Annotated in this window: 15 protein-coding genes; 8 read left to right on the top strand and 7 right to left on the bottom strand. The window is 75.1% G+C overall.

Going from position 1 to position 14,048, the window contains the following annotated elements; genetic code table 11:
- Nucleotides 1-737 precede the first annotated feature (737 nt).
- Together H7K62_RS12590 and H7K62_RS12585 are read left to right on the top strand one after the other, a co-directional pair.
- Nucleotides 738-2,195, top strand: coding sequence for a methyl-accepting chemotaxis protein (locus tag H7K62_RS12590; RefSeq protein WP_255480133.1), 1,458 nt, complete (start codon nt 738-740; stop codon nt 2,193-2,195).
- A 104-nt stretch (nt 2,196-2,299) separates the two neighbouring features.
- The gene (locus tag H7K62_RS12585; RefSeq protein WP_186718600.1) at nt 2,300-2,581 is read left to right on the top strand and encodes a helix-turn-helix domain-containing protein; all 282 of its coding nucleotides are present in this window, start codon (nt 2,300-2,302) and stop codon (nt 2,579-2,581) included.
- Nucleotides 2,582-2,646: 65 nt separating this feature from the next.
- Here H7K62_RS12585 and H7K62_RS12580 read toward each other — a convergent pair whose 3' ends face one another.
- Complete coding sequence (locus H7K62_RS12580) at nt 2,647-2,844, bottom strand: hypothetical protein (protein ID WP_186718598.1); 198 nt, start codon at nt 2,842-2,844, stop codon at nt 2,647-2,649.
- Between the two features lie 182 nt (nt 2,845-3,026).
- Here H7K62_RS12580 and cls point away from each other — a divergent pair, with 182 nt between their 5' ends.
- Nucleotides 3,027-4,520 (top strand): cardiolipin synthase, encoded by a 1,494-nt coding sequence (gene cls, locus H7K62_RS12575; protein ID WP_222437497.1) that lies wholly within the window; start codon nt 3,027-3,029, stop codon nt 4,518-4,520.
- A 108-nt stretch (nt 4,521-4,628) separates the two neighbouring features.
- Nucleotides 4,629-6,716 carry a potassium transporter Kup gene (locus tag H7K62_RS12570; RefSeq protein ID WP_186718596.1) on the top strand — a complete coding sequence of 696 codons (2,088 nt, stop codon included), beginning with the start codon at nt 4,629-4,631 and terminating at the stop codon, nt 6,714-6,716.
- A 4-nt stretch (nt 6,717-6,720) separates the two neighbouring features.
- On the opposite strand, the gene H7K62_RS12565 is transcribed toward H7K62_RS12570, so the two are convergent.
- From H7K62_RS12565 to H7K62_RS12555, 3 genes are all read right to left on the bottom strand, one after another.
- The gene (locus H7K62_RS12565) at nt 6,721-7,905 is read right to left on the bottom strand and encodes a GDSL-type esterase/lipase family protein (RefSeq protein ID WP_186718595.1); all 1,185 of its coding nucleotides are present in this window, start codon (nt 7,903-7,905) and stop codon (nt 6,721-6,723) included.
- 99 nt (nt 7,906-8,004) lie between these two features.
- Nucleotides 8,005-8,178 carry a CsbD family protein gene (locus H7K62_RS12560; protein ID WP_186718593.1) on the bottom strand — a complete coding sequence of 58 codons (174 nt, stop codon included), beginning with the start codon at nt 8,176-8,178 and terminating at the stop codon, nt 8,005-8,007.
- Between the two features lie 37 nt (nt 8,179-8,215).
- Nucleotides 8,216-8,647, bottom strand: coding sequence for a hypothetical protein (locus H7K62_RS12555; RefSeq protein ID WP_186718591.1), 432 nt, complete (start codon nt 8,645-8,647; stop codon nt 8,216-8,218).
- A gap of 198 nt (nt 8,648-8,845) precedes the next feature.
- On the opposite strand from H7K62_RS12555, the gene H7K62_RS12550 reads away from it, so the two are divergent.
- Complete coding sequence (locus tag H7K62_RS12550) at nt 8,846-9,823, top strand: hypothetical protein (RefSeq protein ID WP_186718589.1); 978 nt, start codon at nt 8,846-8,848, stop codon at nt 9,821-9,823.
- Nucleotides 9,824-9,843: 20 nt separating this feature from the next.
- Here the strand turns inward: H7K62_RS12550 and ppgK are convergent, their stop codons facing one another.
- Nucleotides 9,844-10,596, bottom strand: a complete 753-nt coding sequence (ppgK, locus tag H7K62_RS12545) for a polyphosphate--glucose phosphotransferase (protein WP_370591755.1) — start codon at nt 10,594-10,596, stop codon at nt 9,844-9,846.
- Between the two features lie 112 nt (nt 10,597-10,708).
- A complete protein-coding gene (gene map / locus H7K62_RS12540; RefSeq protein WP_186718585.1) occupies nt 10,709-11,590 on the bottom strand; it encodes a type I methionyl aminopeptidase in 882 nt (293 codons plus the stop codon).
- A 62-nt stretch (nt 11,591-11,652) separates the two neighbouring features.
- Between map and H7K62_RS12535 the strand changes: the two genes are divergently transcribed.
- On the top strand, nt 11,653-11,820 hold the full coding sequence (locus tag H7K62_RS12535; RefSeq protein WP_186718583.1) for an SPOR domain-containing protein: 168 nt from the start codon (nt 11,653-11,655) through the stop codon (nt 11,818-11,820).
- 127 nt (nt 11,821-11,947) lie between these two features.
- On the opposite strand, the gene H7K62_RS12530 is transcribed toward H7K62_RS12535, so the two are convergent.
- Complete coding sequence (locus H7K62_RS12530) at nt 11,948-12,532, bottom strand: DinB family protein (RefSeq protein WP_222437496.1); 585 nt, start codon at nt 12,530-12,532, stop codon at nt 11,948-11,950.
- A 61-nt stretch (nt 12,533-12,593) separates the two neighbouring features.
- Between H7K62_RS12530 and H7K62_RS12525 the strand changes: the two genes are divergently transcribed.
- Both H7K62_RS12525 and H7K62_RS12520 read left to right on the top strand, forming a co-directional pair.
- Nucleotides 12,594-13,568, top strand: coding sequence for a helix-turn-helix transcriptional regulator (locus tag H7K62_RS12525; protein ID WP_186718579.1), 975 nt, complete (start codon nt 12,594-12,596; stop codon nt 13,566-13,568).
- Nucleotides 13,569-13,594: 26 nt separating this feature from the next.
- The gene (locus H7K62_RS12520) at nt 13,595-14,041 is read left to right on the top strand and encodes a VOC family protein (protein WP_186718577.1); all 447 of its coding nucleotides are present in this window, start codon (nt 13,595-13,597) and stop codon (nt 14,039-14,041) included.
- Nucleotides 14,042-14,048: the final 7 nt, after the last annotated feature.

Below are 14,048 nucleotides of genomic sequence, written 5' to 3'. Positions count from 1 at the left end.
CGCCCGGCCCCTCGTGGGACGGGAGCGATGAGGACGGCGGCAACGCCGTCCCGAGATGGATGGCCGCCCCCCGCGACCGGTTCGCCGGCCGCGGGGACAGGACCCGGCGTACAGGCTGGCTCGCCCGTAGGACGGCCGGTGACCTGCGGAGATGCCTCCGCAGGTCACCGGCTCGTCCTCGCGTCGTCCTCACTGGTCTCCGCTGTCGGACGACGGCACCCGCAGTGGTGCTGACGATGACCTCGACCAGGCGCCGGGAGCGCGCACGGCGAGACTGCGATGAGGCGATCAGCCACGGCAGCGTTGCGAGGTGGACTCGTCGCAGACGGCCGACGCCGGGCTGTCGAGGTGCTTCGGCGTGCGGCTGTCTGCGCCCGTCGGTGCACGCCGGCTCAGCCCGGAGGCGATGAGCACCTCGTCGCTGCAGCCGCCCCGGCGCAGGTGGTCGGTCAGTGCGGTCCACCCGCTCGGCGCCCGCCCAGCTGACCCCGCACGGTGAGGACGATCTGCACCACCGCGGGGGACGTGACCGAAGGGTGCGCCGCCGCCGGCGTGGCTCGTCGCTGCCGGTGCAGAGCAACGGCTGGCGGGGCAGGAGGACACCGCCCGCCCGGACGACTGGTCATCGACGGACGACAGGAGAACCAGCACCGCCGGTCAAGTTCCAGGCCGAGGACGCCGAAGGACGTGAGCGAGAGAGACGGCCAACGACCGGGTGATGAGCTGAGGAGCAGATGATGTCGGGTCTTGCGAGGACTGGACGCGGGGCGGCGCTCGTCGTCGCCGCAACCCCCATGGCGCTGTGGCTGGTGTCGGTGTGGGGCCCGGGAGCGGCCCTGGTGTCCGTGGTCGCTGTTCTCGCCGCGGCTCTCAACGGCGTGCTGGTGCTGCGCTGCGGCAGCCGCTGGCAGGCACAGGAGCGCGTCCGCGACGAACTCACTGAGGCCCTCAGCCGTGGAGACCTCACCGCCGTGGGTGCTCCGCGTGACCTGGTGGACAAGCTGCGCCCGCTCGGCGGGCACGCGGCGCTGCTCAGCATCGCTGGCGAGGAGATGACCCATTCCGGGCGGACCATCGACGCGAAGGTCAACCAGGCTGCCACCAACGTGGCCACCATCGCCCGATCCGCGAGCGACGTCTCCGAGAAGGCCGCCGTCATGGCTTCCGCCGGTGGCCAGCTCCAGCAGGCGATCGCTGAGATCGCTCACAACGCTGAGGACGCCGCAGGCGCCGCACGTGACGGCGTGGTCGCCGTCACCGCGGCTTCCGGGATCATGACAGTGCTGGACGCGTCATCCGCTCGCATCGGCGACGTGGTGGCCACCATCTCCGCGATCGCTGAGCAGACGAACCTCCTGGCTCTGAACGCCACCATCGAGGCCGCTCGCGCCGGGGAGTCGGGCAAGGGCTTCGCCGTCGTCGCTTCCGAGGTCAAGGACCTCGCCCGCGAGACGGCCAAGGCCACCGAAGAGATCAGCAGCACCGTGGCGCAGATCCAGGACGACTCCGTCAAGGCGGTGCACTCCATCAAGGCTGTCAGCGACGTGGTCGAGCGCATCGCGGCCTTCCAGCAGTCCATCGCTGCCGCGGTCGAGGAGCAGTCCATGACCCTGGCCGAGGTCAACGCGACCACCGCCCTGGTCTCCCAGCAGGCGAGCGCGATCGCTCGCGCGACTGCAGACCTGGAGCAGCAGACGGCGACCACCCGGACAGCGGCCGGTCTCAACCACCGCGCCGTGGCAGAGCTGACGTCGGTCGTCGCTGCCCTGCAGGACGTCGTCGCCGGGGTCCAGCTGCCTCCCAGTGACGGCGCCGCACCGGTGTACCGCCAGTCGTGGGACACGGCGCGCAACAGCGGCGAGATCATCTGCAGCGGAGGCTGGACGGTGGACTTCGCCAAGGGTGCCCTGAAGGAGTTCACCGCCTTCATCGCGTCCGCCCGTCCGGGGTGGACCCTGGTCGCGGACGACCGCGGCTTCGCACCCACCTCCCCCGACGTGACCGCGGTGGTCGAGGAGTTCATGACGGCGGCCTTCGGCCGGCAGATGGGTGCGTGTGCCATCGTCCTGGACAGCGCCGTCGCCGCGATGCAGATGCAGCGCAGCGTGGATGCCACCGGGGCTCCCATCGTGGTCGTCACGTCCGTGGAGGAGGCCCGCGCCGCTCTCGCCTCACGCGCGGTGGCCGACGCCTGAGGCCCTCGGTCATGGTCGGCGCTGCGTGCCCACCCGCTGGCCGGACGCCGGTCGGTGCGGTCGTCGACGGCGGGGCAGGCGAGGTCACGCACCTGGCGGCGGCGATGAGCGTCTCGGTGCGCACGGTGCACGCCGTCGTCGCTGAGACCGGGCCGGGACCAGCGACGGTGATGCGGTCGGCACAGATCGAGCGCGTCGAGCGCCTGCTCGCCGAGAGTCGACTCGCGATCGGTGACATCGCCGACGCCGCCGGGTCCTCGGACGCCACGACCACGGCACGGGCGTTCGCGCGCAGCTGCGACATGACGCCCGCGGAGTACCCGCGCAGCTCGCGGGGTGCCCTCCCGCACCTGCGCCCTGAGCAGCTCGTCTGGTCGCACACCTGAGGGAGGCTCCCGACCCACCGGGGACGAGAGCCGCGGCGGCGCCTGGGCCGGGCTCCCCGGCGCCGTCAGCGCTCGCGGCGCAGCTGCAGCGCGCGGTCGCGCAGCTGCCTCACCTGCGCCAGGCGGCGCTGGTAGGAGGCGCTCTCGCGGGCGCTGCGCGGCCACGACGTCGTGCCGTGGACGTGGTCGCCGTCGTGGAGCACCCCGAGCTCGCACTGCTGGCGGAAGCTGCGCACGGATGCGCAGCGGTCTGGGTTGAGCACGGCGACCCCCATCGTCCTGCCCTGGCGGCGGACCGTCCCGCCGGACCACCATGATGCGCGGGTCGCAGGGCGCGCCGCGCCGCGGCGCGCGGACCGACACCCGACCCGTGACCTGCCCCCCGGCCGGCCCACGCGAGCGGGGTCCACGCGCGCCGGAGCCCCGCGTGCGGTGGAGTGGTCGGGTGCTGCCGATCTCGGACGTCCTGCCCGACTCCCTGCCTGAGTGGGCGGTGTGGCTGGTCGTGCTGGTGGGCGTGCTCGTGGGGCTGGTGGTGGCGGCTGTGATCGCCAACGACCGGCGGCCCTCGGCGGCGCTCGGCTGGGTGCTCGCCGTCGTCCTCATCCCCTACCTGGGGCTGCTGGCCTTCCTCGTGATCGGCAGCCCCAAGCTGCCGCGCGCGCGGCGCGAGAAGCAGCGGCGCTTCGACGCGCTGGTGCTCGAGCGGACCACCACCCGCCGCCCGGTGCACCTCACCCCCGAGGACGAGCAGCTGCCGGTGCTGCGCACCATCCACGCCATGAACCGGCGCCTGGGGGCCATGCCGGTGCTGTCGGGCAACACCGCCGACCTGCTGGAGGACTACGTCGGGTCGCTGTGGGCGATGACGGCGGAGGTGGAGGCCGCCCAGCACTCCGTGCACGCGGAGTTCTACATCCTGGCCCTGGACGAGACCACGGAGCCGTTCTTCGGCGCGCTGGAGCGGGCGGCGGCCCGCGGCGTGGTGGTGCGGGTGCTCTTCGACCACCTGGCCAGCCTGCGCGTCAAGGGCTACCGGCGGATGGTGCGCCGGCTGGAGGCCTCCGGCGTGCTGTGGCGGCGGGTGCTGCCGGTGTTCCCCACCACCCGCGAGGTGCTGCGGGTGGACCTGCGCAACCACCGCAAGCTGCTCGTGGTGGACGGCGCCGTGGCCTTCAGCGGCAGCCAGAACGTGGTGGACCCGGCCTACGGCAAGCGCAGCAACCGCAAGAAGGGCCGCCGGTGGGTGGACGTCATGGCGCGCTTCGAGGGCCCGGTGGTCACCGCGCTGGACGCCGTCTTCGTGGCCGACTGGTTCTCCGAGACCGGTGAGCTCCTCGACGACCGGCTGCGCAGCGACGTCCCGCCCGCGCCCGACCCCACGCGGGAGCTGCAGGCGCAGGTGGTGCCCAGCGGGCCCGGCTACGAGCAGGAGAACAACCTGCGCCTGTTCGTCTCGCTGCTGCACGCCGCCCAGGAGCGCGCGGTGGTGGTGAGCCCGTACTTCGTGCCCGACGAGTCGCTGCTGCTGGCCCTGCGCAGCGCCGCCGAGCGGGGCCTGGACGTGCAGCTGTTCGTCTCCGAGCGGGGCGACCAGGCCCTGGTCCACCACGCGCAGCGCTCCTACTACGACGCGCTGCTGCGCTCGGGCGTGCGGATCTTCATGTACCCGCCGCCGTTCGTGCTGCACGCCAAGACGCTCAGCGTGGACGAGGAGGTGGCCGTCATCGGCTCCTCCAACCTCGACATGCGCTCCTTCGAGCTCAACCTCGAGGTGACGGTGCTGGTCCGCGGCACCGACTTCTCGCGCCAGCTGCGCGCGGTGGAGGACCTGTACCGCTCCCGCAGCCGCGAGCTGACGGCCGCCGAGTGGGGCCGGCGGGACCTGGTGGCCCGGACCGCCGACGGGCTGGCCCGGCTGGCCAGCGCCCTCGTGTGACCTCTGGTCCGAGCGAGCGACACCCGGGGGCCGCAGGAGCGGGGAGGGCGTCAGGAGAGCGTCAGGGCCGGCGTGCGCGATCTCGGCGAGGGGGTTGACTGTGGCGTTGTGACCACCCCCGCCACGGCCGAGACCGCGCCGGCGCCGACCCCGGCCGGCACCGACCGCGCCACCGCCCACGGCCGCCCCGCCGGCCAGCCCCACGGGCCCGGCCGCTCCGCCCTGCTGCTCGGGGCGCTCGGCGTGGTCTTCGGGGACATCGGCACCAGCCCGATCTACACCGTCCAGACGCTCTTCAGCCCGGACGACCCGCACCCGGTGCCGCTGACGGCCGACAACGTGCTCGGCCTGGTCTCGATGGTCTTCTGGTCGGTGACGCTCGTGGTGACGGTGCTCTACGTGGGCGTGGTCCTGCGCGCCGACAACCACGGCGAGGGCGGCCTGATGTCGCTCATCACCCTGCTCGGACGCCGCGGCCGCGACGGCACCCGGCTGTCCCCGCGCCTCGTGGCGGGCCTCACGGCCGCCGGCATCGCGGGCGCCTCCCTGTTCCTGGCCGACAGCATGATCACCCCCGCGGTGTCCGTGCTGTCCGCCGTCGAGGGCGTGGAGGTCATCAACCCCGGCTTCGCGCCGTTCGTGGTGCCGATCACGCTGGTGATCGTCGTCGTGCTCTTCGCGGTGCAGCGCTTCGGCACGGCCAAGGTGGGCGGGGCCTTCGGGCCCGTCATGGCGCTGTGGTTCACCGTCATCGGCGTCGCCGGCCTGGCGCAGGTGCTGGGCGACCCCTCGGTGCTGCGGGCCCTGTCGCCCACCTACGCCGTCGGCTTCTTCGTCTCCGAGCCGGGGATCGCCTTCTTCGCCCTCGCCACCGTGGTCCTGTCGGTCACCGGCGCCGAGGCCCTCTACGCCGACCTCGGCCACTTCGGGCGCCCCGCCATCACCCGCGCCTGGCTGTTCCTCGTCTACCCGGCGCTGCTGCTCTCCTACGCCGGGCAGGGCGCGCTGCTCCTGGGCGACCTGTCCGCGAAGGGCCCCGTCACGGCGCCGTTCTTCCTGTCGGTGCCGTCGTGGGCGCTGGTGCCGCTGGTCGTGCTGGCCACCGCCGCCACGGTCATCGCCTCCCAGGCGGTCATCACCGGCGCCTTCTCCGCGGTGCGGCAGGCCGTGCGGCTGGGCTACCTGCCCCGGCTGCGCATCACCCACACCTCGGCGCACACCATCGGCCAGGTGTACGTGCCGTGGGTGAACTGGGCGCTCATGGTGGCCGTGGTGGTGCTGGTGGCGACCTTCGAGCACTCCGCGGCGCTGGCGTTCGCCTACGGGATGGCCGTGACCGGCACCATCCTCATCACCACCTCGATCATCACCGTGGTGGCGGCGCACCAGTGGTCCTGGCCCCGCCCCGTCGTCCTCCTCGGCGGCGGCGCCATGGCGCTGTTCGTGCTGCTGTTCCTCGGCGCCGGCCTGAGCAAGCTCTCCCACGGCGCGTGGGTGCCGCTGGTCATCGGGGCCGCGCTCTTCACGGTGATGATGACCTGGGCCCGGGGCCGCGCGGTGGTCACGCGGCTGCGCACCCGCCAGGAGGGGCCCCTGTCGGCCCTGCTCGCCCAGGTCCACGCCGACGACGTCGCCCGCGTCCCCGGCACCGCCATCTACCTCAACCGCGCCTCCGAGGACGGCACGAGCACCGCGCCACTGGCCATGCGCGCCACCGTCGAGCACCTCCACGTGCTGCACGAGCGGGTGGTGCTCGTGGCGGTGGAGACCACGCAGTCCCCGTACGTGCCGCTGGAGGAGGTGGCGCGGGTGCTCCGCCCCACCTCCGACGGCGACGACGGCGCCGCCGAGGCCGCTGAGCCCGCCGAGCCGGGCGACCCCGGAGACCCCGTCCAGGTGGTGCTGCGCTTCGGCTACATGCAGCGCACCGACGTGCCCGACGCGCTCGAGGCGCTGGCCGAGCGCGAGGGCCTCGACCTCGACCTCGACGGCGCCTCGTGGTTCCTGTCCACCATCGAGCTGCGCCGGGCCTCCGGGGACGACGACGGCGACGGCGACGGCGCGCCCCAGGTGCACCTACCGCACTGGCAGCGCGGCCTGTTCACCGCCACCTCCCGGCTCACCACCGACGCCGCGCGCGCGTTCGACCTGCCCTCGGCGCGCACCGTGGTGATGGGCAGCCGCATCGAGGTGTGACCGCTCAGCGGACGGCGAAGGGGGCGCCCGCGGCGAACGCCCACCGGGCGAACCGCTCCGCCACCAGCCGGTGGGTGGTGGCGTCGGGGTGCAGGTCGTCGGGCAGGGGGTGCTCCTCGGCGTCCGCCAGGCCGTACAGCTCCAGGCCGTCGAGCAGGTGCAGGTGCGGGTCGTCTCCCTGCCGGGCCCGGACGACCTCGGTGACCACCTCCCGCGTGGCCCGCAGCGACAGGCGCCCGGCGGCGACGTCGGCGGGGTCCCCGGTGGCGGCGAAGCGGACGCCGCCGTCGGTCATGACGGGCGCGGACGGGCCGGGCACGTCCTCGTGGACGGGGCAGGCCAGCGCGGTGACCACCACGAGCGGTGCGTCCGGGTGGCCCTCGCGGACGGTGTCGAGGAAGCCGTGCAGCGCCGGTCCGAAGGCGCGCCGGCGCATGACGTCCCCGTTGACCACGTTGATGCCCACCTTGAGGCTCACCAGGTCCGCCGAGGTGTCGCGCACCGCCCGCGCCGTGAACGGGTCGAGCAGGGCGCTGCCGCCGAACCCGAGGTTCACCAGCTCCACCCCGCCCAGCGCCGCGGCCAGCGCCGGCCAGGTGGTGCTGGGGCTGTCAGCGCCCGAGCCGTGGCTGATGGAGCTGCCGTGGTGCACCCACGTGCGCCGCCGCGGGCGCCCGCCGTCGTCGTCCTCGTCGTGGGCCGGCTCCGGCGGGACCGGGGCGACGGGCGCGTCGGCGCGCAGCGCCACCAGGGTGGTGATCTCGGTGTGGGGGAGCCACACCTCCAGGTGCTTCTCGCCCGGCGGGAGGTGGCGGAACCTCACGGTGCCCACCGGGCCGCGGCGCAGCGTGCGCGCGCCGGTGGCGAGGTCGATCTCCAGGACGTCCCCGCCCGAGGCCGTGGCCCGCTCCACGAGCACGCCGTCCACCAGGGCGTCGTAGACGCCGTCGGGCCGGGGCGGCACCCCCGGGTAGCTGTTGGTGGTGCGCACCACGTCCAGCTCGAGCTGGGTGGCCGCGGTGCGCAGCACCAGCCGCACCCCCGACGGCTGGGCCACCGCCATCGCCGTCTGCTCGTCCGGCACCTGCGCCCGGGCCCGGGCCGGCAGGCGCTGCGGCAGCAGCCCCCGGTCGGTGCGCACCAGGTCGAGCGCGCCGCGCACGAGGTCGGGGGTGATCGGGGTCGTCATCCATGACGTCACCGCACCACCCTCGCAGGGCAGGGGGGCCGCAGCGCGACGGGGCGCCCACCGGTCCGGTGGGCGCCCCGTCAGCGGGAGTGCGGGTGGTCAGCCCTTGAACGCGTCCTTGACGTGCTCGCCACGCTGCTTGAGGTCAGCGGAGGCCTGGTCGCGCTGGCCCTCGGCCTGCAGGTCGCGGTTGTCGGTCTTGTCGCCCACGGCCTCCTTGACCTTGCCGGCGGCCTCCTGGGCGGCGTTCTTGACCTTGTCGATGGCGGACATGCGCACTCCTTCCGTCGGTGTGCTCCTGATCGTGGTGTCAGCCCGCGTCCTTCGCACGTCGAGCGGAGTCCGCCAGGAGGGTGCCGGCGATGCCGGCCAGGAAGACGTCCTTGGCGATGGCCTGGCCCTGCTCGGTCCACCGCAGGCTGCCGGGCTCGCGCATGCCCGGCACCCGCAGGTACAGCCCCAGCAGCCCGCCGCTGAACGCGGCCAGCCCGGTGGCGACGAGCCCGGTGGGCACGAACGGCAGCAGCAGCGCCGAGCCCAGGACGATCTCGGCGGTGGACAGGGCCTTGACGAACCGCTTCGGCTCCACCTGCGCCAGGAACGGGTAGGCGGTGGCGGCGAAGCCGTGCAGACCCTCGGCCACCTCCTGTGGCGCGTTCCGCTTGGACAGCCCCGAGTTGAGGATGTACGCGCCGCTGGCGAGGCGGGCCGGCAGGTGGGACGGCAGGACGGGGCTGCGCACGGAGGGCCTCCGGGTTGTTCAGGGTCTGTTCGACGGCTTCCGCGGGAGAAGCCCTGGTCACGCTAGCCACAGCGACACTCCGACGCGACCGGCCCCGATCCCGCGAAGTCCCAGAAGTGGGCCCCACCCGTGGCTACCGTGGGTCGCGGGCCGCCACAGCGACCGCTGCTGCGCGGGGTCCCGAGGCGGAGGAGCACGGTGGGTCGACGGGCGAAGCGAGGCTCCGGCCTCCGCCTGGCGCACCCCGCGGAGGGCGTGGCCCTCGGCGTGGCCGGGCTGCTCGTGGCCGCCACCCTCACCATCTCCCTGGGGGGCCTGCCCGACGGCGCCGGCTCCACGGGCTCGGACACCACCACCGCGGCGCAGGACGCCAGCAGCGGCACCGACGTCAGCGGGGCCGTGGCCGGCAGCGGGGGCGCCGCCGTGGCCACGACCGCGTCCCGGGCGACGGGGCCGTTCAGCCGCGCCCAGCAGGCGCGGCTGTCGCGCCTCGTGACCGCTCTGCCGCCGCTGGCCACCCGGCCGGACAACCCCGAGGGCGCGATCCTGCCCGGCGCCGGCGTCCTCAAGGAGCCCAGCGGCTACCGCGTGGCCGCCTCGGACAGGGCCGCGCTGGTGGACGACGGGACCCCGGGCCTGCCGCGCCTGGACGCCCCCGTCCCCCTCCCCGGCGGCCCGGCCACGGGCCTCGGCGGTGACGGGCAGAGCGGCGCCAGCAGCACCAGCGCCACGGCCGACCCCTCCTCGACGCAGTCCCAGGGCGGCACCGGCGGCGCCTCCACGGGCGCCCCGGGCTCGGGCTCCGCCGGTCTCACCGGCGCAGGCTCCTCCAGCTCCGGTGCCGCGCCCTCGGCCGGTTCCGGCGCCAGCCGCCCCGGCGCCTCGCCGTCCGGCTCGGCCAGCTCCACGGCGAGCCCGGGCGGCGCCGGAAGCGCCGGCGGCACCGGCAGCACTGCCGATGGGGCCGCCGGAGCGGCGTCCGAGACCGAGGGCCGCGGCTCCGCGGCCACCCTCGGTGCCTCCGCCTCGACCGGCGGCACGGCCCCCGGCAGCGGCGTCACCGCCCTGTCCGCCCCCGCCTCGGGCACCGACCAGCCGGCGACGTCGTCGTCGGCGTCCTCGTCGTCGTCAGCGGCGGTCTCAGCGGCGACGGCGAGCGCGAGCCCCTCGGACTGAGCGCCCGCCGGCCGCCGCGGTCAGCGGAAGCGCTCGCTGGCCAGCGCCGCGGCGCCCACGATGCCCGCGGAGTTCAGCAGCTGGGCCGGGACGATCGGCGTGCGCAGCTTCAGCTCGGGCAGGAACTTCTCCGACTTCTTGGACACCCCGCCACCGACCACGATGAGGTCCGGCCAGAGCAGGGCCTCCAGGCTCTGGAAGTACTTCGACAGGCGCTTGGCCCAGTGCGACCAGGACAGGTCGTCGCGCTCGCGGGCGGCGTCGGAGGCGCGCGTCTCGGCGTCGTGCCCGTCCACCTCCAGGTGGCCCAGCTCGGTGTTGGGCAGCAGCACGCCGTCCAGCATCACCGCGGTGCCGATGCCGGTGCCGAGGGTGGCCAGGACGACGACGCCCTTCACGCCCTTCGCGGCGCCGTAGCGCGCCTCGGCCACCCCGGCGGCGTCGGCGTCGTTGACCACGTGCACCGGGTGGCCGGTGACCGCCTGCATGAGGGTGGCGACGTCGAAGTCCACCCAGCCCTTGTCGACGTTCGCGGCGGTGCGGGCCACGCCGTGCTGGATGACGGCGGGGAAGGTGATGCCGACGGGCAGGCCCGCGCCGCCGTCGGGCAGCTGCTGGCCGATCTGCTCGACGATGTCCTTGACCACCCGGGAGACGGCGTCCGGCGTGGACGGCTGCGGCGTGGGGATGCGCACGCGCTCCGCGGAGAACTCGCCGGTGGTGAGGTCGACCGGGGCGCCCTTGATGCCCGAGCCGCCGATGTCGATGCCGATCCCGGTGCTGGTCCCGGTGCTGGTCCCGGCGGTCGGGGCCGCGGCGGGGGCGGACGAGGGCGCGGTGGGGGTCTCGGGTGCCACGACGCCGCAGGCTAGTCCGCCCCTCCGCTCACGGCAGCGTGAGGACCTCCGCACCGGTGTCGGTGACCAGCACCGTGTGCTCGAACTGGGCGACGCGGCCGCGGTCGCGGGTGACCACGGTCCAGCCGTCGTCCCAGACCTCCACCGCCGGGTCACCCTCGGTGATCATGGGCTCGACCGTGAACGTCATGCCGACCTCGATGACGTCGGCGTGCGCCGGAGCGGCGTCGTGGTGGGGGATGACCAGGCCCGAGTGGAACGCCGTGCCGATGCCGTGGCCGGTGTACTCCTTCACCGACCCGTAGCCGTGGCGGCGGGCCGCGCTCTCCACCACGCGGCCGATGACGTTGACCTCCCGCCCGGGGCGCACGGCCGCGATGCCGCGGTCCGTGGCGGCGCGGGCGCGCTCCAGCAGCAGGGCGCTGGCCTCGTCGAGCTCGCCGGCACCGACCGTCACGCACGTGTCGCCGTGCACCCCGATGCCGTCGAGGACGACGTACGCCGTGACGTCGATGCTGCACAGGTCGCCCTCGGCGAGCGGCCTGTCGTCGGGGATGCCGTGGCAGACCACCTCGTTGACGCTGGTGCAGCACGACTTGGGGAAGCCGCGGTAGCCGAGCGTGGACGGGTAGGCGCCGTGGTCGAGGAGGAACTCGTGGACGACGGCGTCCACGGCGTCCGTGGTGGTGCCGGGGCGGACGTGCTCCGCGCCCGCGGCGGCGGCCCGCGCGGCGAGGCGGCAGGCGGTGCGCATCCGCTCGACCACCTCGGCCGGCTGCACGTGCGGGCCGGAGTAGGGCTGCGGGCGGGGCCGGTCCACGTACTCCGGGCGCGGCAGGCCCGCGGGGACGGCGCGGCGGGGGCTGACGACACCGGCGACGACCGGGCTGGAGGGGGCGCGCTGCGGCACGGCGGGCGAGTCTAGGTCGGCCCGTGTCGCGGACCGCGGGCACCGGGAGGACGATCACGCGCATGAGCGAGCAGTTCTGGTTCAACACGAAGACCGGCCAGGTCGACGTCGGCCACCTCAAGCCGGGCTCGACCCTCCTGGGGCCGTACGCCACCCGTGAGGAGGCCGAGCGCGCGCTGCAGACGGCCCGGGAGAAGACCGAGGCCTGGGACCGCGCCGAGGAGGACTGACACAGCCCGCACCGGGACGCGGCGCGGGCGGGACGCGGGCCGGACGGGCCGACCGTGGACGCTGTGTCCCGGTGCGGCGGCCCACACCGGGACACAGCGTCCACGGTCACGGCGCCGGGGCGCCGGGTCAGCGGGCCCGGTGGAGCCAGAGGTCTCGCAGGAGGCAGACCTCGGCGCCGTGGTGCACGGCCTCGCGGGTGATGTGCAGGACGAGGCTGCTCATCGGGTGCGCGGCCCACTCGCCCTCCGCCTCGCCCACCGGGCGGGCCCAGGCGGAGGGCGCGAGGGAGCGCACGCCGTCGGTCCACGCGGCGTGCGCGGCGTCCAGCTGTGCCAGGGCCTCGTCGGCGGTGCCGGCGTAGTCGTGGGCCAGGTACCCGGCGGAACCCGGGCCCCGGTAGCCGAAGTGCGAGGCCGCCCGCTGGCCGAAGACGCCCACGGTGAGGTGCGCGAGGCGCCAGGCGATCGTGGTGAACGGGGCCGGCTGCGGCTCGGGGATGCCGAAGTCGCAGGCCCAGTCGCCGCCGCCCGCGCTCATCGGCGCGCTCGAGGTTCCCTGCGGGCGCACGCCCCAGCACCCCGGAACCGGCTCCCAGTGCAGCTCGGCGTCGGTCAGGCCCTCCAGGCGGGGGCGCACCTGGCCCTCCCAGTGCCACGTCAGCTGCTCCAGGGCCTGCTCGGGCCAGCGGGCCTCCGTCGTCGTCGTGTCCACAGCGGGGACGGTAGGCGGCTCTGCGGACACCTCCGGTCCGCGGTGCGTGAGGATGTGGCCCGTGCTCGAGACGTCCGCCCGGCTGCTCCGCCTGCTGTCCCTGCTGTCCTCGCGGCGCAGCTGGGCCGGTGACGAGCTCGCCGAGCGCCTCGAGGTGACGCCCCGCACCGTGCGCCGGGACGTGGACAAGCTCCGCTCGCTCGGCTACCAGGTGGACGCGGCGCCGGGGGCCAGCGGCGGGTACCGGCTGCGCGCGGGGACCGCCCTGCCGCCGCTGCTGCTGGACGACGAGGAGGCCGTGGCGGTGGCCGTCGGGCTGCGGACCGCCGCCGGTGCGGGCGTCACGGGCATCGCGGAGGCGGCGGTGCGCGCGCTGGCCGGGCTGGAGCAGGTGCTGCCGAAGCGGCTGCGCCCGCGCGTGGAGGCGCTCGGCGCCGCGACCGTGCCGCTGACCGGCGGTGGTCCCACCGTCGACGGCGACGTGCTCGTGCTGCTGGCCGCGGCCTGCCGCGACTCCGAGCGGATCCGCTTCGGCTACACCGACGGCGCGGGGAGGTCGAGCCAGCGGCACGCGGTGCCGCACCGGCTCGTGCACACCGGGCGGCGCTGGTACCTCGTGGCGCTCGACCTCGACCGGGGCCCGGGCGAGCCGCCGCAGGGGGAGTGGCGCAGCTACCGGGCGGACCGGGTCCGCGCCCCGCGCGCCAGCGGCCACCGCCAGCAGCTGGCCGACCCGCCGGACGCCGCCGCGTTCGTCTCCGCTGCCGTCTCGACCGCGCCCTACCGGTGGACCGCCCGGGTGCGGCTGCAGGCGCCGGTGGAGGTGGTGCAGCGCCGGGTGCCGCCCACGGTCGGGCAGCTCGAGGCCGAGGGCGACGACGCCTGCGTGCTCACCACCGGCTCCGACTCCCTCGACGCGATCGCCGCTCACCTGGCGTGGCTGGGGGTGCCGTTCAGCGTGCTCTCGCCGCCGCAGCTCAAGGCGGCGGTGCGCTCGCTGGGGTGGAAGCTCGTTGCGTCTGCGGACGCGAGCTGACCGCGGACGGGCCTAGCGTCGTCGTCATGAGCGACGAGGCTGACCGTCCGGCCGTGCCGGGGGTCCAGGTGGTGGTGGACTGCGCGGACCCGCACGCGCAGGCGGAGTTCTGGGCCGCCGCCCTGGGGTACGAGGTGGAGGACGTCGAGCCGCTGGTCCGGCGGATGCTCGAGGCCGGGTACGCCACCGACGCTGACGTGCTGGAGCGCGGCGGCGTGCTCGTGTGGCGCGACGCGGCGGCGGCCCGCGACCCCGGCGGCGTGCGACCGCGGCTCTACCTGCAGCGGGTGCCCGAGCCGAAGACCGTCAAGAACCGCGTGCACCTCGACCTGCACGTCGGGCCGGAGCGCGTCGACGGCGAGGTCGCGCGGCTGGAGGGCCTCGGCGCGACGCGCGCGGGGGAGGGGCGGCAGGGCCCGCAGCGCTGGGTGGTCATGGCCGACCCCGAGGGCAACGAGCTCTGCGTCAGCTGACGCTCGC

The sequence above is a fragment of the Quadrisphaera sp. RL12-1S genome, assembly GCF_014270065.1.
In the GTDB taxonomy this organism is placed as follows: domain Bacteria; phylum Actinomycetota; class Actinomycetes; order Actinomycetales; family Quadrisphaeraceae; genus Quadrisphaera.
This window is presented reverse-complemented; position numbering and strand designations above follow the sequence as displayed.